The sequence below is a fragment of the Pseudomonas sp. C9 genome, from assembly GCF_002000165.1.
In the GTDB taxonomy this organism is placed as follows: domain Bacteria; phylum Pseudomonadota; class Gammaproteobacteria; order Pseudomonadales; family Pseudomonadaceae; genus Aquipseudomonas.
Genome location: NZ_MPAK01000001.1, coordinates 1,657,798 through 1,675,794 on the forward strand (window position 1 = coordinate 1,657,798; position 17,997 = coordinate 1,675,794).

Sequence of the window (17,997 nt, forward strand, 5' to 3'; positions counted from 1 at the left end):
TACGACGAGCATGGTTAAGCGATATGGAGCAAGGAACACCGGGAACAATACGCCGGTATTTTTGTTCCGGGAACAACAAAACAAGGCCAGAGCCGTGAGGCTCTGACCTATAGAAAAATTCTGGTTTGTTTGCAACTTGAAATGCTCACCAAACATTTCGAAATCGGCTCACTACTTGGTTGCAGTGGCATCGTTGCGCATGGAGAGCGCGATCCGTTCAGCTGTGCCAATCGGGATCTCACCGACCACCGTCACCATCATTTCGCCTTGAGGCGTGGTCAGGCGCCGGGATACAGCAACGGTTGGTCCCAATTGTGTGCGAGTGTCCGTCACAGTTGCGCCATTCAATGGCTCGAGAAATACCGAGAACCGCGCCAGACCGTCGTCATACATCAGGCTATTGACCTGGGTCTTGGTCTGCGGATCCTTTCGAGCACTGCTGCTGGTCAATTCGAAACCCGGCGGTAACCAGTCCGAATGCCAGACCTGAGCGACTTTGACGGCGGAAGCCTTGTCACTGTCAAAAGTGATGGCCTTACATTCGGCGCCGGGCTGTAAATCCTGGTCTGATGGCACTTCCGCGGTGTCCAGTTGTGTGAACTGGAATCGCTCCAGCAACTGCCCTTTGTCATTGAGTAGCAATGACTTGAGCGGCAGGCCGGTCTCTTTATCCAAATGAAGCTCAAAACCGTATCGGTGCTGATCACGTGGCGTCAGTGAAACAATCACCGCGGCACGCCCAGCCACACGCGACTTGCCAATGACGGCAAGGTCATACCAATTCTTTAACTTTTGGGGATCCAGTGCACGAGCAGCGGAGTTGGGAGTATCCCCAAGTCCTGCTATCAGGGTGCCGCTAACGCATTGAGTATGCCCATCAATGCGTACGACTTCCTGTGCGGAGCCGTCAAGCTGGAGTAAACGCTCTCGGACTTTGCCATCCTGGACGCGATGCCAGATGTTATGGGTAGAAAAACTACCGTTACGCTCGTAAACGAATGTGCCGTGAAAGCTTTGCTGTTGCTCGGCCTGACCCAAGCGGGTCAACCAGTCCTGGGCTTCATCAGCGTGGGCTGGAACAACAATCCAGCCTGCGAGCAGAAGCGAAAGTAGAGGTATGGAGCGCATGATCCTCCTTAACGGTTTTCCAGGCTTGCTGCACGAGCATAAGGCAGCGCACTTTCAGTGCCTTTCAATGCAGCCTGTTGAGCATGTTGGCGCAAGTAGCTTGGCAGACGCTGATCGTGCCAGCCTGGCTGACCTTGCAATACACCGTTGGCCATAGGGCCAGTGGCTTCCGAACTCTCATTGTAGCCTGCCAATACAGCTGGCCCCTTGACCTGAGGAACGGCCAGACCCGGTTGATTGGATTGCTGAGCCAGTTCTACACCAGCGATCTCGTCCTGATTGTACAAACGAACGCCAGCCAGCACAGCAAGTGTTACCGATGCAGCGACTGCCAGACGACCCAGGCTGCGCCAAGGACCACGGGAAGCTTTTGCCGGCACGGCTTCATCGGCCAATGCAGCCGATACTGCCGCAGCGATATCCAGGCGTGGAAGCAACAAGTCCTTGTGCATGACTGCCCGAGCGATTTGGTAACGAGCCCAGGTTTCACGGGTTTCAACATCGTCAAAGGCATTCAGTACCCGACGCAATTCCAGTTCGTCCGCTTCGTTATCCATCACTGCGGACAGCGATTCCTGCAGGGCTTCACGACTCATGGCGTTCCTCTCTTGGCTATCGCCGCTGTCTCAGTTTTCCTGCAACAACGGCTGCAGGGCTTTATCGATGGCCTCCCGGGCGCGGAAAATCCGGGAGCGCACGGTACCCACCGGACACTGCATGACCGCCGCAATGTCCTCGTAACTCAGACCATCGAATTCACGTAAAGTTAATGCCGTACGTAAATCTTCTGGCAGTTGCTGGATGGTTCGATGGACGGTGCCTTCGATCTCATCCCGCAGCAACGCGCGTTCTGGCGACTCGAGATCCTTGAGGCCATGATCGCCATCGTAGAACTCTGCATCCTCGGAACTGACATCGCTATCCGGCGGCCGGCGGCCGCGTGAAACCAGATAGTTTTTCGCCGTGTTAATGGCGATGCGGTAAAGCCACGTGTAAAACGCGCTGTCCCCGCGAAAATTTCCAAGTGCACGGTATGCCTTGATAAAGGCTTCTTGTGCCACATCCTGGGCTTCATGGGTGTCGTGCACGAAACGCACGATCAACCCGAGAATTTTGTGCTGGTATTTCAGCACTAGCAGATCGAAAGCACGCTTGTCGCCGCGTTGAACGCGCTCGACCAGCTGCTGATCCTCTTCCTGGGTTAGCATGAACACTCCTCGATAAGCTCGGAGGAGGCTTGCATTACTAAACGACCGGACTTGCAAACATAGACTCGGGCTTTTCGCAAAAGTTCTCCCCCTCCAAGCAAGTTTCCTGCGCGCTCTGATTCGGCACGCACGAAAAACGCAGCGCGAGATTCCCCGGCTGCGCGAATAATCTTGTCATCGGATTCGCCGGCAAGGATCCAACCCGCAGATCCTGCACCTGAAGCCGACACTGTCCCTTGAATCAGGCAACCGTCTATTGATCTTGAGCCCTTGGCAAAAGTTCCAAATATTTATAACCAGACGGCACCGACATTGTGCAACCGTGAATAGAAAAATACTGTTAAATCGACGATACAGTCGTCTTGTCGTCGAACCGTTCAAAAAACCATCCGACGAAGCGTCAGGTTTTTCCCGTCACAGTAGTTTCACAATGCCATGTGCGCACGGGTATTGTGCCGCCCCACCCCTCTATATACTAGTGGGCTGTGTGGCCGCCCTGACTCGCCGTTACAGCAGTCTCGCGCCAACCCCGACCCGGGTCGCTTTGAGCGGAATCCTGAAATGAGCCAACAGTTTCAACACGATGTTCTGGTCATTGGCAGCGGTGCTGCCGGTTTGAGCCTTGCGCTGACCTTGCCTGGTCATTTGCGCATTGCGGTACTGAGCAAAGGCGACCTCGCCAACGGCTCGACATTCTGGGCCCAGGGCGGCGTTGCAGCCGTTCTGGATGACTCCGATACCGTCGAGTCCCACGTCGATGACACCCTCAACGCCGGCGGTGGCCTGTGCCATGAAGACGCTGTGCGTTTTACCGTCGAGCACAGTAAAGAGGCGATCCAATGGTTGATCGACCAAGGCGTGCCCTTTACCCGCGATGAACAATCCGGCACCGAAGACGGCGGCTTCGAGTTTCACCTGACCCGCGAGGGTGGCCACAGCCATCGGCGCATTATTCATGCTGCGGATGCAACGGGTGCTGCGATATTCAGAACACTACTGGCCCAAGCCAGGCAACGCCCGAACATCGAATTGCTGGAACAGCGGGTCGCGGTGGACCTGATCACCGAAAAACGCCTCGGCCTTGAGGGCGACCGCTGCCTCGGCGCCTACGTCCTCAATCGCGGGACCGGCGAAGTCGATACCTACGGCGCACGCTTCGTCATCCTCGCCTCCGGCGGCGCGGCCAAAGTCTACCTGTATACCAGCAACCCCGACGGAGCCTGCGGCGACGGCATCGCCATGGCCTGGCGCTCTGGCTGCCGGGTGGCGAACCTGGAATTCAACCAGTTTCACCCCACCTGCCTTTACCATCCGCAGGCAAAAAGCTTCTTGGTCACCGAAGCCCTGCGCGGCGAAGGTGCGCACTTGAAGCTGCCCAATGGCGATCGCTTCATGCAACGCTTCGACCCGCGCGCAGAACTGGCACCAAGGGACATCGTGGCCCGGGCCATCGACCATGAAATGAAGCGCCTGGGTGTCGATTGTGTCTATCTGGACATCAGCCACAAGCCCGAAGCGTTCATCAAGACCCACTTCCCGACGGTATACGAACGCTGCCTCGAGTTTTCCATCGACATCACCAAGCAACCGATTCCGGTAGTGCCAGCGGCGCACTACACCTGTGGCGGCGTGATGGTTGATCAAAACGGTCGCACCGACGTACCGGGGCTGTATGCCATTGGCGAAACCAGTTTTACCGGACTGCACGGCGCCAACCGCATGGCCAGCAACTCGTTGCTGGAGTGCTTCGTTTATGCCCGTTCGGCGGCAGCGGACATTCTTGAGCAGTTGCCACACGTGTCGATTCCAGCCGCCCTACCCATCTGGGATGCGAGCCAGGTGACCGATTCCGACGAAGACGTGATCATCGCGCACAACTGGGATGAACTGCGGCGATTCATGTGGGACTACGTCGGCATCGTGCGCACCAACAAGCGCTTGCAACGAGCCCAGCACCGCGTGCAGCTATTGCTGGACGAAATTGACGAGTTCTACAGCAACTACAAGGTCAGCCGTGATTTGATCGAATTGCGTAACCTGGCTCAGGTAGCAGAACTGATGATCCAGTCAGCCATGGCGCGCAAGGAAAGCCGGGGCCTGCATTACACCCTCGACTACCCCAACATGCTCCCGGTCGCCCTGGACACTATTCTGGTGCCGCCCACCTACGCCGACTGAACGTGAGGCGAACCCGCAGGCGTCGGTGCACATCCGCCGCCTGCGAGTCGCGGGGTACGCAGATCGACCTGATCCGCCGTTCGCCGCGCAGGCGAAACCGCAGCACCACGATCAATGGCAGCGCCAGGCTGTCCGGGCGCAACTGCACGGCTTGCCACCCCCCCACCCGACTCCACAACTGCCAGCCATCGGCGTCCCGGCGCAAGCCGCAGAAGGCCTGTGGGTGTTTGAGCAAGATCTGTCTCGGCAACACCCAAAAACCGTGAGCCGCGCACAGCGCAATGCCGAGCAGGCTGGCCCAGGCCGGTATGGATAGAAGAATCAACGAACCCAGCGCGAACAGCTGGGCCACACCATACGCCGCCAGCAACTGCCGAGAGGCATGCCAGCGGCATTCGAACATATTACTTGGGCTGGACACGGTCCAGGATCATGCGAACCATGCGCTGAAGCTCTGGATCTTCCGATTCGGCGCGTTCCATGAACCAGCCGAACATGTCCTGATCTTCGCATTCGAGCAGCCGGACGTAACAGGCACGATCTACTTCGTTGAGGTGCGCATAAACTTCTTTCACAAACGGCACCAGCAACACGTCCAACTCAAGCATGCCGCGGCGGCTGTGCCAGTAGAGGCGATTCAGTTCAACATCTTCGACCATGGAGCGCTCCTCAAATAGGCGGCAAGTATACAGCCCCGGACAGTGTCGAACAGTCGGCTTTGGTCGGGCACCACCTCCTTTTGTGAACTACCCATTTCCAGGGCGCCACCTTATGATGTCCCCCAGACTCTTTACCCTGCGATGACTCATGGCCGATTCTGCTTTTTTCTGCACCCTGTCTCACGAAGGCGTTCTCGCGGTCCGCGGCGTGGATGCTGGTAAATTCCTGCAAGGCCAATTGACCTGCAACCTCAATTACTTGAGCGATACCCAGGCTAGCCTTGGCGCACGCTGCACGCAAAAAGGCCGGATGCAGTCGAGTTTCCGCATCCTGCTGGAAAGCGACGGCGTTGTGCTGGCCATGGCCACCGAACTGCTGGAACCGCAGTTGGCCGACCTGAAAAAGTACGCCGTGTTCTCCAAATCCAAACTGACCGACGAAAGCGCCGCCTGGGTCCGTTTCGGGATCGACCATGGCGATACCGCGCTGAGCAGTCTCGGTCTTGAATTACCGGCAGACACCGACAGTGTCGTGCGTCACGAAGGCCTGATCGCCATCCGCGTCTCGCCGGATCGCGCTGAACTGTGGGTCGCCGCCGATCAAGCCGACGCAATCAAAGGCAAGCTGTCCACCCTGTTGGCCGAAGGCAATCTGAACCAATGGCTGCTGGGCCAGATCCGCGCAGGGATCGGTCAGGTGATGTCAGAAACACGCGAGCTGTTCATTCCGCAGATGCTCAATCTGCAAGCCGTCGGCGGCGTGAGCTTCAAGAAAGGCTGCTACACCGGCCAGGAAATCGTCGCGCGCATGCAGTACCTGGGCAAACTCAAGCGTCGCTTGTATCGTCTGACCCTGGAGGCCAGCGAACTGCCGGCCCCTGGCACGCCGTTGTTTTCCCCGAGCCACGGCAGTTCCATCGGCGAAGTAGTCCTGGCTGCCAATGCTGAACACACCATTGAACTCCTGGCCGTGCTGCAAGCCGAAGCGGCCGAGGGCGGGGACATTCATCTCGGTGCCCTGGAAGGACCTGCACTGAACTTGCTCGACCTGCCTTACTCACTGGATCGCGATCTAGAAATCCAGCGCTAACCGCAGCATTTGTTGCAACACCCTAGAGAAAAGAAATGAGCGATCTGGCGGAAAAGGTCCAACAGGATTTGGTTGAGGCCATCGATAACGATGACCTGGTTCTGCCAACATTACCGGAAGTGGCCCTGCAGATTCGCAAGGCCGCTGAAGACCCGGAAATCAGTGTCAGCACCCTGAGCAAAGTGATTGGCCGCGATACGGCGCTGTCGGCGCGACTGATCAAAGTGGTCAACAGCCCGCTGCTGCGCGCCACTCAGGAAGTGAACGACCTGCACACCGCAATCACTCGGCTGGGCATCAATTACAGCAGCAATCTGGCGATCGGCCTGGTGATGGAACAGATTTTCCACGCCCGCTCCGAGGTGGTCGCACAGAAAATGCGCGATGTCTGGCGCAAAAGCCTGGAAATCGCCGGGGTCAGCTATGCGCTGTGCCGCAGTTACACACAACTCAAACCCGACCAGGCGGCACTCGGCGGCCTGGTGCATCAGATTGGCGTGTTGCCGATTTTGACGTACGCCGAAGATCACTATGAACTGCTGTCCGACCCGGTCAGCCTCAACCATGTGATCGACCACATTCACCCTTTGATCGGCGTAAAACTGCTCAAGGTCTGGGAGTTTCCGGAATTGCTGGCGAAGCTGCCGGGGATGTACCTGGACTTCAACCGTCAATCCGGGCAGGTCGATTATGTCGATCTGGTGCAAGTGGCCAGCCTGTACTGCCACAAAGACACCGACCATCCACTCGCAAAAATCGATGCGTTCAACGTGCCTTCATTCAAGAAGCTTGGGATTGATCCGCAGAACGAGGCGATGTGCAAGGAACTGGAAGAGTCGCGTTCGATGTTTTACTAGCCTATATAGCGAGGGGGGCTTACCTCCATTGCTCCCCTTCACCACACACGATGCGTTCACTCTCCTGCAATAAAACTCACCCGAACCTTCAATCCTGACGGTTCACCATCGTGCAGGCTGATCTGCGCCAAATGCGCACGGCAGATCTCGCCGACAATCGCCAGGCCCAGCCCCGACCCGGCCACCTGCTGATTGCGCCGGTAAAAGCGCTCGAACACTCGATCCCGCTCATCGACCGGAATCCCAGGGCCATCATCTTCGACCTCCAGCACCGCCGGCGCCATGACCCGCAAAATCACATTGCCGCCCGACGGCGTATGAGCCAGGGCGTTATCCAGCAGATTACTCAGCAGCTCGTTCAACAGCGTCGGCTCACCGCGCAGCCACACCGGCTCGTCCGCTTCCAGTGCCAGGGCAACACCCCGCGCGTGGGCCAACGGCGCCATGGCCATGCCCAATTCGCGCGCCAACTGACTCAAATCCAGCAACTGGGCACCGCCCTCGGCAATCGCCCGGGCACCGTTTTCGACCCGAGCCAACGAGAGCAATTGGTTGGCAAGGTGAGTCAGGCGATCCGTGCCCTGGGCGGCGCTTTCCAGGGTGCTGCGCCAGGTTTCGGGTTCATTCGTGCGCAGGCCAAGCTCAAGGCGCGCCTTGAGCGCCGCCAGCGGCGTACGCAGCTCATGGGCGGCATCGGCGATGAACTGGGCCTGGCGCTCAAACTGCTCGCGCAACCGCTCGGTAAAGTGATTGAGCCCGCGCACCAGCGGCCACAACTCGCGCTGCACTTCCACCAACGGCAACGGTCGCAAATCGTCGGGCTGGCGCTCCTCCACGGCCGTGCGCAAGCGCTCCAGCGGACGCAACGCTGCACTCACCGCAAACCAAACCAACAGCAGCGCACCAATCGCCAGCATGCCAAGGCGCAGCAACGTGTCGGCGGCCAGGCTGCGCGCCATGCTGACCCGCGCCTCATCGGTTTCCGCCACACGAATTTCCGCCATGCCATTCATGTTCGGCTCGCTGACCGGCTTGAGCAGGCTGACCACCCGCACGTTCTGCCCCCGATACGTGGCGTTGTAAAAACGTGCCAGCGCCGGGTAGTCATCGGTGCGAGGCGTTCCCGGAGGCGGCGCGGGCAGGTTCTCGTAACCGGAAATCAAATTCTGGTGGATGTCATTGACCAGGTAAAAAATGCGCCCGGCACTGTCGTAGGCAAACGTATCCAACGCCACGTAAGGCACGTCGGCGCTAAGCGTTCCATCACGCTGGGAGACACCTGCCGCGATCGTTCGCGCCGACGCCAGCAACGTACGGTCATAGGCGGTGTCGGCCGCTTCGCGACCATTCCAGTACGCACTCAAGCCGCTGGCCAGCATTAACACCACCAGCAACAGCGCAAGGTTCCACAGCAACCGCCAGCGCAGGCTGCTGGGCTTATGCATCGCGGCTTTCCAGCAAGTAGCCAAGACCACGGAAGGTCACGATGGCGACCGGCTGGCCATCGAGTTTCTTGCGCAAGCGATGCACATAGATTTCGATGGCGTCCGGGCTGGCTTCTTCGTCCAGACCAAACACCTGGGAGGCCAACTGCTCTTTGCTCATCACCCGACCCGGCCGGGCAATCAATGCCTCCAGGACAGCCTGTTCGCGCGAGGTCAGGGTCAGCAACTCTTCGCCCAGCGTGAAACGCCGGGTGTCCAGGTCATAGGCCAGCACACCGCAACGCTGCTGACGCTCACCGCCCAGCACACTGCGGCGCAACAGGGCTTTGACCCGCGCTTCGAGCTCGGTCAGTTCAAAGGGTTTGGCGAGGTAATCGTCAGCGCCTAGGTTCAGGCCATGAACCCGATCCTTGACGTCACTGCGAGCGGTCAACATCAGCACCGGCAGGTTTTTCCCCCGCGAACGCAAGCGCGCGAGCACTTCAAAACCATCCATGCGCGGCAGGCCGACATCGAGAATGGCCATGGCGTACTCCTCGCTGCTCAAGGCCAGGTCTGCGGCCACGCCATCGTGCAGCACATCCACGGTCAACCCTGTGCTCTTGAGCGCCTGGGCGACACTTTCGGCTAACTGCAAATGGTCTTCGACGAGCAGAACACGCATGGATCTTTTCCTCATTCAGGGATGGTCGACGCCATTCTTTGGCGCGGAGTTTACAGCCGCAACCGCTGCTGTGAAGCCCGAAAACCGTGAAAGTCTGCTGAAAGGCTAGCGAAAGGTTAGCCCGTTAGAGTCGAGTCACGGACAGTTTCGACTGCCGTCGCTGCTGCCACACAGCGATCCGAAAAACGCCTCGAAGCGTTTTCGACAAATAAGAACAATAAACGGAGTACGACACCCATGCAGTCCTTGCAGACCCATGCTCTTGCGCCTGCCCGCCTCTCCCGTTTCAGCCACACCGCGCTTGCCAGTGCCGCCGTTCTTGCCGGCTTTTCGCCGTTGAGCCAGGCTGCCTTCTTCGAAGACAGTACGGCAACACTTGAAACCCGCAACATGTATTTCAACCGCGACTTTCGCGATGGCACCAGCGCCCAGCAATCCAAGCGAGACGAATGGGCACAAGGCTTCATGCTCAATCTGCAATCGGGCTACACCGATGGCACCGTAGGGTTCGGGGTGGATGCATTGGGCATGCTGGGGATCAAGCTCGATTCGAGCCCCGACCGTACCGGCACCGGCCTGCTGCCGACCGATGACGGGCGCGCGGTTGGCGAGTACTCCAAGCTGGGCCTGACCGGCAAAGTGAAAATCTCCGCCACGGAACTGAAAATCGGCAGCCTGATTCCGGAAATGCCGATCCTCAAGCCCAACGACGGGCGCATCCTGCCGCAGACCTTTGAAGGCGGGCTGCTGAACTCCAAAGAGCTGAAGAACCTGAGCTTCACCGGCGGGCGTCTCGACAAAGCCAAGGATCGCGACAGCACTGACTACCAGGACATCGCCCTCAACAACAAGAACAGCCGTTTTGCCGGCACCGTCACCGGCAACCACTTCGACTTTGGCGGCGTGGACTACAAGTTCACCGACAACATCACCGGCAGTTACTACTTCGCGCAACTCGATAACGTCTACAGCCAGCACTTCCTCGGCATGGTGGCCTCGGAAAAATTCGGCCCCGGCACTTTTGGCACCGACCTGCGCCTGGCCATCAGTGATGATGACGGCGAAGCCCGTGGCGGCAAGATCGACAACACCTCCCTCAATGGCCTGGTGAGCTACGCCTTGAGTGGGCACAAGTTCAGCGCCGGTTATCAGCACATGTCCGGTGACAGCGCGTTCCCTTATGTCGATGGCGCCGACCCTTACCTGGTCAACTTTGTACAGATCAACGACTTTGCCGGTGCCGAAGAACGCTCCTGGCAAGCACGTTATGACTTCGACTTCGTCAGGCTCGGCATTCCCGGCCTGACCTTCATGAGCCGTTACGTGAGCGGTGACAACATCAAGCTCAAGAACGGTGACGAAGGCAAAGAGTGGGAACGCAACTCCGAGATTAAATATGTAGTACAAAGCGGCGCTCTCAAGGATGTCGCCGTGCGCCTGCGTAATGCCACCTACCGCTCCAACTACTCCGCTCGCGATGCCGACGAAGTGCGTCTGCTGGTGAGCTATAGCGTTGCCCTTTGGTAATTCAGCACGTCCATAACAACAACTCCCAAGGAGACTTGAATGAACCTATCAATGCGTAAAGTTGCTCTCGCCGCCAGTTGCATGCTGTTTGCCGGTCAATTGATGGCCGAACCCAAGCGCCCGGAATGCATCGCCCCGGCCTCGCCGGGCGGTGGTTTCGACCTCACGTGCAAACTGGCGCAGAGCGCGCTGGTCAACGAAAAGCTGCTGACCAAACCGATGCGCGTGACCTACATGCCCGGCGGTGTCGGCGCGGTAGCGTACAACGCGGTGGTCGCCCAGCGTCCCGCCGATGCCGGCACGCTGGTGGCGTGGTCCAGCGGTTCATTGTTGAACCTGGCCCAAGGCAAGTTCGGGCGTTTCGATGAAACCAACGTGCGCTGGCTCGCCGCCGTAGGCACCAGTTACGGCGCCATCGCGGTTAAAAGCGATTCGCCTTACAAGACTCTGGACGACCTCGTTCAGGCGCTGAAAAAAGATCCGAGCAAAGTGGTGATCGGTTCCGGCGGCACCGTCGGCAGCCAGGACTGGATGCAAACCGCACTGATCGCCAAGGCCGCCGGGATCAACCCGCGTGACCTGCGTTACGTGGCGCTCGAAGGCGGCGGTGAAATCGCCACCGCCCTGCTCGGCGGCCACATCCAGGTCGGCAGCACCGACATCTCCGACTCCATGCCGCACATCCAGAGCGGCGACATGCGCCTGCTGGCCGTGTTCGCCGAAAAGCGTCTGGACGAGCCGGAAATGAAAGACATCCCGACCGCCAAAGAACAAGGCTACGACATTGTCTGGCCAGTGGTTCGCGGCTTCTACCTCGGGCCGAAAGTCAGCGACGAAGACTACGCCTGGTGGAAAGCTGCCTTCGACAAGCTCCTGGCTTCCGAAGACTTCGCCAAGCTGCGCGATCAGCGTGAACTGTTCCCGTTCGCCATGACCGGCCCGGAGCTGGACACCTACGTGAAGAAGCAGGTTGCGGACTACAAAGTGCTGGCCAAAGAGTTCGGCCTGATCCAGTGATCGCCTCTGTCTAGCGGCTGCGGCCCCGTTTCGCGGGGTCGCGGCACAGGAGTTTCCCATGCTCTTACAACGCATTTTTGCTGCGGTGCTGTTGCTGGCCTGCGCTGGCCTGGCGCTGATGGCGTGGCCGTATCAAGCGGCATTTTCCTACGAACCGGTGGGGCCTCGGGCCTTTCCACTGTTGATGCTCGGGCTGATGGGCCTGGCGCTGCTGTACATGGTATTTCGTCCGGCGCCGATCAAACATGACGACGATGCACCACCGATGGACCGCGAAACCTTGACCAAAATCGGTATCTGCGTCGTGTTGCTGTTGGTATTCGCCGGCACCTTCGAACCCCTGGGTTTCATTGTCGCCAGCACCTTGATCGGTATCCCGATGGCGCGCCTGTACGGCGGCCGCTGGTTGCCCAGCATCGTGATCATCACGCTAATGGCCGTCGGCCTTTATCTGCTGTTCGACAAGTTGATGGACGTGCCGCTGCCGCTTGGCGTGCTCGACGTTCTGGAGAACTGATATGGATACTCTTGGCTATTTGGGTCAGGGTTTCGGCGTTGCGCTGAGCCCGTACAACCTGGTGACTGCCCTGTGCGGCACCCTGATCGGCACCGTCGTTGGCTTGTTGCCGGGCCTGGGTCCGATCAACGGCGTGGCGTTGTTGATCCCGATCGCATTCGCCCTCGGCCTGCCACCGGAATCGGCACTGATCCTGCTGGCGGCGGTTTACCTGGGCTGCGAATACGGCGGGCGGATCAGCTCGATCCTGCTGAACATTCCCGGCGAAGCCTCTACCGTCATGACCACCCTCGACGGCTACCCGATGGCCCGCAAAGGCCTGGCCGGTGTCGCACTGTCGTTGTCCGCGTGGAGCTCGTTCATCGGTGCGTTCATCGCCACCTGCGGCATGGTGCTGTTCGCCCCGCTGCTGGCGAAATGGGCGATTGCCTTTGGCCCGGCGGAATACTTCGTGTTGATGGTATTCGCCATTGTCTGCCTGGGTGGCATGGCCGGTGACCGACCGCTGAAAACCTTTATCGCTGCGTTGATCGGTCTGTTTCTGTCGAGCGTCGGTATCGATGCCAACAGCGGCGTGTACCGGTTCACCGGGGACAACATCCACCTGACTGACGGCATTCAATTCGTGGTGTTGGTGTTGGGGCTGTTCTCTATCAGCGAAATCCTCCTGCTGCTGGAAAAAACCCATCATGGCCAGGAAGCTGTGAAAGCCACCGGCCGCATGATGTTCAACTTCAAGGAAGCCTCGGCAGTGTTCGTGGTGAACCTGCGTTGCGGCGTTCTGGGCTTCATCATGGGTGTGTTGCCGGGTGCCGGCGCAACCTTGGCCAGCGCCGTGGCCTACATGACCGAGAAACGCATCGCCGGGGCCAAAGGCACGTTTGGCCAGGGTGATATGCGTGGCCTCGCGGCACCGGAAACCGCCATCGGTGGCGCAGCATGCGGCGCTCTGGTGCCAATGCTGACCCTCGGCGTTCCGGGGTCGGGCACCACGGCGGTGATGATCGGCGCTCTGTCGCTGTACAACATCACGCCGGGGCCGCTGCTGTTCCAACAGCAACCCGACATCGTCTGGGGCCTGATCGCCTCGTTGTTCGTCGCCAACATCATGCTGGTGATCCTCAACATCCCGATGATCCGCATCTTCACCCGCATCCTCGCCGTGCCGAACTGGGCGCTGGTGCCGGTGATCGCAATCATCACCGGGATCGGTGTCTACGCGGTGCACGCCACCACGTTCGACCTGTTCCTGATGATCGGCATCGGTATCTTCGGCTACATCCTGCGCAAGCTGGATTTCCCACTGTCGCCGATCCTGCTGGGCTTCATCCTCGGCGGCCTGATGGAACAGAACCTGCGTCGCGCCCTGTCGATTTCCAACGGTGCACTGGAAATCCTCTGGTCCAGCCCGATCACCTTCGGTTGCTGGGTCCTGACCGCGATCATGCTGCTGATGCCACTGCTGCGGATCTGGCGCAAACGTTCGGCCGCTCAGCGCGCAATCGCCGATGTCTGATCGAACACCGCTCAAAGCCTGGTGGGGAACACCGCTGGTCGGTCTGCTGGGCGGTTACCTCGCCAGCCAGATCGGCTGGCCGCTGCCCTGGATGGTCGGCTCGTTGCTGGCGATCATCCTGGTGCGCTGCCTGACGCCCTGGCAATTGGCGGAAATCCCTGGCGGCCGCAAGTGCGGCCAGTGGATTGTCGGAATCGGGATCGGCCTGCACTTCACCCCGGTGGTGATGGAGCAGGTACTCAGTCACTTCGGCTTGATCTTCTTCGGTGCGTTGGTCACCAGCCTGTCAGCCGTGGTCGGCGTATGGTTGATGCGGCGTACCGGTGAGGATCGCGCCACCGCATTTTTCTCCAGCATGCCCGGCGGCTCCGGCGAGATGGTCAACCTCGGCGCGCGCAATGGCGCAGTGCTCAGTCGCGTGGCGGCAGGGCAAAGCCTGCGGGTGCTGGTGGTGGTGCTGTGCGTACCGGCAGCCTTCAAATACTTGCTGGGTGACGGCGCGCCGGTGTTGCACGCAACGGCCGTCGACTGGCGGTGGCTGGCCTTTTTATTCCCGGCAGGCGCCCTGGCGGCGTGGCTCTGGGAGCGCTTGCGTCAACCCAACCCATGGTTGTTCGGGCCGTTGCTGGTGAGTGCGGCGGTGAGCATCGGTTGGGATCTGCATATCGGTTTGCCACACGGCGGCAGCCAGATCGGCCAATGGCTGATTGGCAGCGGCCTGGGTTGTCACTTCAACCGTCAGTTTTTCCGGCGCGCGCCTTCCTTCATGGGCCGAACCTTGATCGGCACAGTGCTGACCATGTTGATTGCCACGGCGGCTGCCTTGGGGTTGAGTGCGTTGACTCATCTGGATCTGCGTTCATTGACGTTGGGCATGATGCCCGGCGGGATCGCGGAGATGAGCCTGACGGCGGAGACCCTGCAATTGTCAGTACCGCTGGTAACGGCGATGCAGGTGATGCGGTTGTTGTTTGTGTTGTTTCTGGCCGAGCCGTTGTTCAAATACTGGAACCGCGAGAGCATGCCTTAGCGGAGGCTTGTGATACCCGCCAGGAAAGAGTTTGCTACCATCTCTGCTTCGGGAGAGGTGATTAGATGCACATCAGCAAACTACAGATAGAAAACTTGCGGTCTTTCGAGAAGGCCACCCTTGAATTCAATCTGCCGGGCACCAAAGACCTCCAATACCCTAACGTCAACGTATTGCTGGGGGACAATGGTCTCGGCAAGACCAGCATTCTAAAAGCTGTTGCACTTGCGGTACTCGGACCGTTGCTGAGCGGCAACTCTGGTTTTGTACCTGAAGGCTTGATCCGGCGTGCTCCGGCGAAGATCGCCGGTAAGGTCAACCTCAAGAAAAACACAGCCATTCTGACCGCCGACATCATCTCGACCGTAGAAGAACGACCGCTGAAAGCTGCGACGGACCTCATGCCCGAAACGTTTTCAGTGAGTACCGAAGTCCGCACGGTCAGCTCGGTAGAGCGGATGAGCTGGCATATGTCGCCAAAGAGCGCGGATGAAACGATCGAGGCGATGCAGCTCGATGAAAAAAGCCCGGCCTTTTTCATTGTCGGATATGGAGCTACCCGCCGTGTGGAAGCATCCGCACGGGTGGATGAAAGTGCCCGAACCCGATCCCGTCTACGTCGTTACGAACGCGTTGCAGGCCTTTTCGAAGACCACCTGACGCTCATGCCGCTGTCTTACTGGCTGCCGGCCTTTTCCGTGGAAAACAAGGGCCGTTACAAGCAAGTTATCAATCTGATCAATGAACTGCTGCCACCGGCCTGCCAAATTCAAACGCAACCAACGGGCCGTGAACACTTGTTCGAAATGAACGGCATCGTTCTGCCCTTCCGCGCCTTGTCTGATGGGTACAGGGCCTATATCGGCTGGATCGGCGACATGCTGTTCCACGTCTGTAAAGGTATCGCCAGTGGCTTGAAACTGAGAGAAATGCGCGGCGTGATCATGGTCGATGAAATCGATCTGCACCTGCATCCCGAATGGCAGCGCAGCGTAGTGCCCACACTGGCCAAGGCACTCCCGAACGTTCAGTTCATCCTGACGACCCATAGTCCGTTGGTCGTCGGCTCATTGATGTCGCAAAACCTGTTTGTGCTGGCAGAGGAAAACGGCTCGACCATTGTCAAGCGGCTGCCCGAACATGTGCGTGGAAAAAGCGCCGAGCAAATTCTGCTGTCGCCCTACTTCGGCCTTGATAGCACTCGGGCGGCGCCCGTGGCGGATAAGCTCAACGAACTGGCTCGCCGAGCGGTGTCGGGCAATGTTAAAGCCTCTGTCGACTACCTGAGAGTGCTCGCCGAAGGCATGTCCTTCGAAGACATGGCAAAACCGCAAAAGGTCCAAGTGGCCACTGCTCGTGTTCGACGCCCGCGCGCTGTCAAAGCCAAGCCTGAAGTTGTTGCTCAACCGCAGCGCAGTAAGCAGGCAGAGTCCAAAGAATGATCCGTTACCCCATTTCGGAAGCTGAGCTGATTGCATTAATCAACGGCAAAAAACCGAACTGGTTGGGTCGTGCCCAGCAGCGAACCCAGCACTACGTCGATGCGGGCGGCTATACCGATGACTCGGACTTCTGGGGAGAAATCAAACAGGTCTACATTACGCTGCAGCACGAAAAATGCGCGTACTGCGAGACCAAGCTTCAAGGCGCGGTATTGGCGAGCAAAGTCCATGAAGTGGAACACTATCGCCCCAAAAGCGAAGTCAAGACCTGGCCCAATCACAACGTCGAGCACTGGAAAAAATTCAAACCTGCCTGGACGACTGGTGCAGGCAGCAAAGTCGGGTATTACAAGCTCGCTTACCATCACTTGAACTATGCCATTGCCTGCACCCGCTGCAACTCCACGCTCAAGTCGAGCTACTTTCCGATTCGCGGCAATCGCGACACTCAGAACGGCGATCCGGCGGACATGCAGGATGAGTCGGCGCTGTTGCTCTATCCGGTTTCAATGACCGACGCCGACGACCCTCAAGACATCATCACCTTCAATGGCGTGCTAGCCGTTCCGAAACACAACTCCGGCCCCGCCTATGAACGTGCAGTCACCAACATCGAGTTCTTTCAGCTTAACCATGAGGACCTCACTTCACGCCGGGCCGAAGAAATCAGGACATGTTGGCTAGCACTGCAAATGTCGAGAAACGTCCCGCAAGACAAGCAAATGTATGACGACACAATCGCATTGATGTGCAGCCCTGAAAGTGCATTCAGTTCATGTGTGTCCGCCTTTTTTTTACTCAGTCAAACCGATTATCCAGTGGCGGAAACAATGGCCAGATTCATCATCAAGGCGCTGTTAACAAAACAACCGCTGACGCCCTGATTTATTGCCTACGCGAAACCGAAACCTCTCAAACTGGCGGCAACCGCCACTCAATCGGCGTCTCGCCATTCTGCTCAAGAAACTTGTTGGTGCGGCTGAAGTGTCCACATCCGAGAAAACCGCGATAGGCCGACAGCGGTGACGGGTGCACCGAGGTCAGCACCAGATGCTTGGTGGCATCGATCAGCTTCTGTTTGCTCTGGGCATGAGCGCCCCACAGCATGAACACCAGGTGCGGTTGCTGCTGGCTGACCACTTCAATGATCCGGTCCGTGAAAAACTGCCAGCCCTTGTCCTTGTGCGCGTTAGCGTTGGCGCGCTCCACGGTCATGGTGGTGTTGAGCATCAGCACGCCTTGGTCGGCCCAGCTCTGCAAATAGCCATGGTTGGGAATATCGATGTTCAGGTCGCGTTTCAATTCCTTGTAGATGTTTACCAGCGACGGCGGCGACGGCACACCCGGTTGCACCGAGAAGCACAAGCCGTGCGCCTGGCCCGGGCCGTGATACGGGTCCTGACCGAGGATGACGACCTTGACCTTGTCCAGCGGCGTAGAGTTGAGTGCGTTGAAAATCATCGGGCCCGGTGGATAGATCTCCTTGCCCGCCGCGCGCTCCTGTTGCAGGAAATTACGCAACTCTGCCATGTAGGGCTGGTCGAATTCGGCACGCAGTGCCTCCTTCCAGCTCGGTTCGAGTTTGATACGGTCGTCAGCAGTCATGGTTACATCCGGCAAAAACAATGGGGCGAACCCTAGGAAAGCCCATCACGCTTGTCAATTGATCTGACGCACATCCGGCACTTTCCCACACAGCGATCATACTTAACCCTCAAA

At 58.6% G+C, this 17,997-nt stretch carries 18 protein-coding genes; 10 read left to right on the top strand and 8 right to left on the bottom strand.

What is annotated here, in order from left to right; genetic code table 11:
- Nucleotides 1-171 precede the first annotated feature (171 nt).
- Genes BMS17_RS07845 through rpoE form a run of 3 tightly spaced genes read right to left on the bottom strand, consistent with a single transcriptional unit; the run spans nt 172 to nt 2,336 of the window.
- Nucleotides 172-1,128 carry a MucB/RseB C-terminal domain-containing protein gene (locus tag BMS17_RS07845; RefSeq protein WP_046029511.1) on the bottom strand — a complete coding sequence of 319 codons (957 nt, stop codon included), beginning with the start codon at nt 1,126-1,128 and terminating at the stop codon, nt 172-174.
- Nucleotides 1,129-1,136: 8 nt separating this feature from the next.
- A complete protein-coding gene (locus tag BMS17_RS07850) occupies nt 1,137-1,724 on the bottom strand; it encodes a sigma-E factor negative regulatory protein (protein ID WP_046029509.1) in 588 nt (195 codons plus the stop codon).
- Nucleotides 1,725-1,754: 30 nt separating this feature from the next.
- Nucleotides 1,755-2,336: an RNA polymerase sigma factor RpoE gene (gene rpoE, locus BMS17_RS07855; protein ID WP_007944079.1), complete on the bottom strand. Its 582-nt coding sequence runs from the start codon at nt 2,334-2,336 to the stop codon at nt 1,755-1,757.
- A gap of 561 nt (nt 2,337-2,897) precedes the next feature.
- Between rpoE and nadB the strand changes: the two genes are divergently transcribed.
- On the top strand, nt 2,898-4,514 hold the full coding sequence (gene nadB / locus BMS17_RS07860) for an L-aspartate oxidase (RefSeq protein ID WP_077430731.1): 1,617 nt from the start codon (nt 2,898-2,900) through the stop codon (nt 4,512-4,514).
- On the opposite strand, the gene BMS17_RS07865 is transcribed toward nadB, so the two are convergent.
- Both BMS17_RS07865 and BMS17_RS07870 read right to left on the bottom strand, forming a co-directional pair.
- Nucleotides 4,483-4,935 (bottom strand): protein YgfX, encoded by a 453-nt coding sequence (locus BMS17_RS07865; protein WP_077430732.1) that lies wholly within the window; start codon nt 4,933-4,935, stop codon nt 4,483-4,485. The genes nadB and BMS17_RS07865 overlap by 32 nt on opposite strands.
- Nucleotides 4,919-5,173, bottom strand: a complete 255-nt coding sequence (locus BMS17_RS07870) for a succinate dehydrogenase assembly factor 2 (RefSeq protein WP_077430733.1) — start codon at nt 5,171-5,173, stop codon at nt 4,919-4,921. Before BMS17_RS07870 ends, BMS17_RS07865 begins: the two co-directional genes overlap by 17 nt.
- Nucleotides 5,174-5,321: 148 nt before the next feature.
- Between BMS17_RS07870 and BMS17_RS07875 the strand changes: the two genes are divergently transcribed.
- Together BMS17_RS07875 and BMS17_RS07880 are read left to right on the top strand one after the other, a co-directional pair.
- Nucleotides 5,322-6,263: a folate-binding protein YgfZ gene (locus BMS17_RS07875; protein ID WP_077430734.1), complete on the top strand. Its 942-nt coding sequence runs from the start codon at nt 5,322-5,324 to the stop codon at nt 6,261-6,263.
- Nucleotides 6,264-6,298: 35 nt separating this feature from the next.
- Entirely contained in the window at nt 6,299-7,120 is an 822-nt protein-coding gene (locus tag BMS17_RS07880) for an HDOD domain-containing protein (RefSeq protein WP_046029500.1), read from the top strand.
- A gap of 56 nt (nt 7,121-7,176) precedes the next feature.
- Here BMS17_RS07880 and BMS17_RS07885 read toward each other — a convergent pair whose 3' ends face one another.
- Together BMS17_RS07885 and BMS17_RS07890 are read right to left on the bottom strand one after the other, a co-directional pair.
- Nucleotides 7,177-8,565, bottom strand: a complete 1,389-nt coding sequence (locus BMS17_RS07885) for a sensor histidine kinase (protein WP_046029498.1) — start codon at nt 8,563-8,565, stop codon at nt 7,177-7,179.
- Complete coding sequence (locus tag BMS17_RS07890; protein WP_007944085.1) at nt 8,558-9,229, bottom strand: response regulator; 672 nt, start codon at nt 9,227-9,229, stop codon at nt 8,558-8,560. The genes BMS17_RS07885 and BMS17_RS07890 overlap by 8 nt, the downstream gene beginning before the upstream one ends.
- 237 nt (nt 9,230-9,466) lie before the next feature.
- Here BMS17_RS07890 and BMS17_RS07895 point away from each other — a divergent pair, with 237 nt between their 5' ends.
- The 7 genes from BMS17_RS07895 to BMS17_RS07925 all read left to right on the top strand — a co-directional run bounded on the left by BMS17_RS07895 (nt 9,467) and on the right by BMS17_RS07925 (nt 17,162).
- Entirely contained in the window at nt 9,467-10,756 is a 1,290-nt protein-coding gene (locus tag BMS17_RS07895; protein WP_077430735.1) for an OprD family porin, read from the top strand.
- Between the two features lie 39 nt (nt 10,757-10,795).
- Nucleotides 10,796-11,773: a tripartite tricarboxylate transporter substrate binding protein gene (locus tag BMS17_RS07900; protein ID WP_046029492.1), complete on the top strand. Its 978-nt coding sequence runs from the start codon at nt 10,796-10,798 to the stop codon at nt 11,771-11,773.
- Between the two features lie 58 nt (nt 11,774-11,831).
- Nucleotides 11,832-12,290 (top strand): tripartite tricarboxylate transporter TctB family protein, encoded by a 459-nt coding sequence (locus tag BMS17_RS07905; protein WP_077430736.1) that lies wholly within the window; start codon nt 11,832-11,834, stop codon nt 12,288-12,290.
- A gap of 1 nt (nt 12,291) precedes the next feature.
- The gene (locus BMS17_RS07910; RefSeq protein WP_046029488.1) at nt 12,292-13,806 is read left to right on the top strand and encodes a tripartite tricarboxylate transporter permease; all 1,515 of its coding nucleotides are present in this window, start codon (nt 12,292-12,294) and stop codon (nt 13,804-13,806) included.
- Nucleotides 13,799-14,836 (top strand): AbrB family transcriptional regulator, encoded by a 1,038-nt coding sequence (locus tag BMS17_RS07915; RefSeq protein ID WP_046029486.1) that lies wholly within the window; start codon nt 13,799-13,801, stop codon nt 14,834-14,836. Before BMS17_RS07910 ends, BMS17_RS07915 begins: the two co-directional genes overlap by 8 nt.
- A 65-nt stretch (nt 14,837-14,901) precedes the next feature.
- Entirely contained in the window at nt 14,902-16,278 is a 1,377-nt protein-coding gene (locus BMS17_RS07920; protein ID WP_052961881.1) for an AAA family ATPase, read from the top strand.
- Nucleotides 16,275-17,162: a hypothetical protein gene (locus BMS17_RS07925; RefSeq protein ID WP_046029485.1), complete on the top strand. Its 888-nt coding sequence runs from the start codon at nt 16,275-16,277 to the stop codon at nt 17,160-17,162. Before BMS17_RS07920 ends, BMS17_RS07925 begins: the two co-directional genes overlap by 4 nt.
- A 28-nt stretch (nt 17,163-17,190) precedes the next feature.
- On the opposite strand, the gene ung is transcribed toward BMS17_RS07925, so the two are convergent.
- Nucleotides 17,191-17,883: a uracil-DNA glycosylase gene (ung, locus tag BMS17_RS07930; RefSeq protein WP_077430737.1), complete on the bottom strand. Its 693-nt coding sequence runs from the start codon at nt 17,881-17,883 to the stop codon at nt 17,191-17,193.
- Between the last annotated feature and the right edge of the window lie 114 nt (nt 17,884-17,997).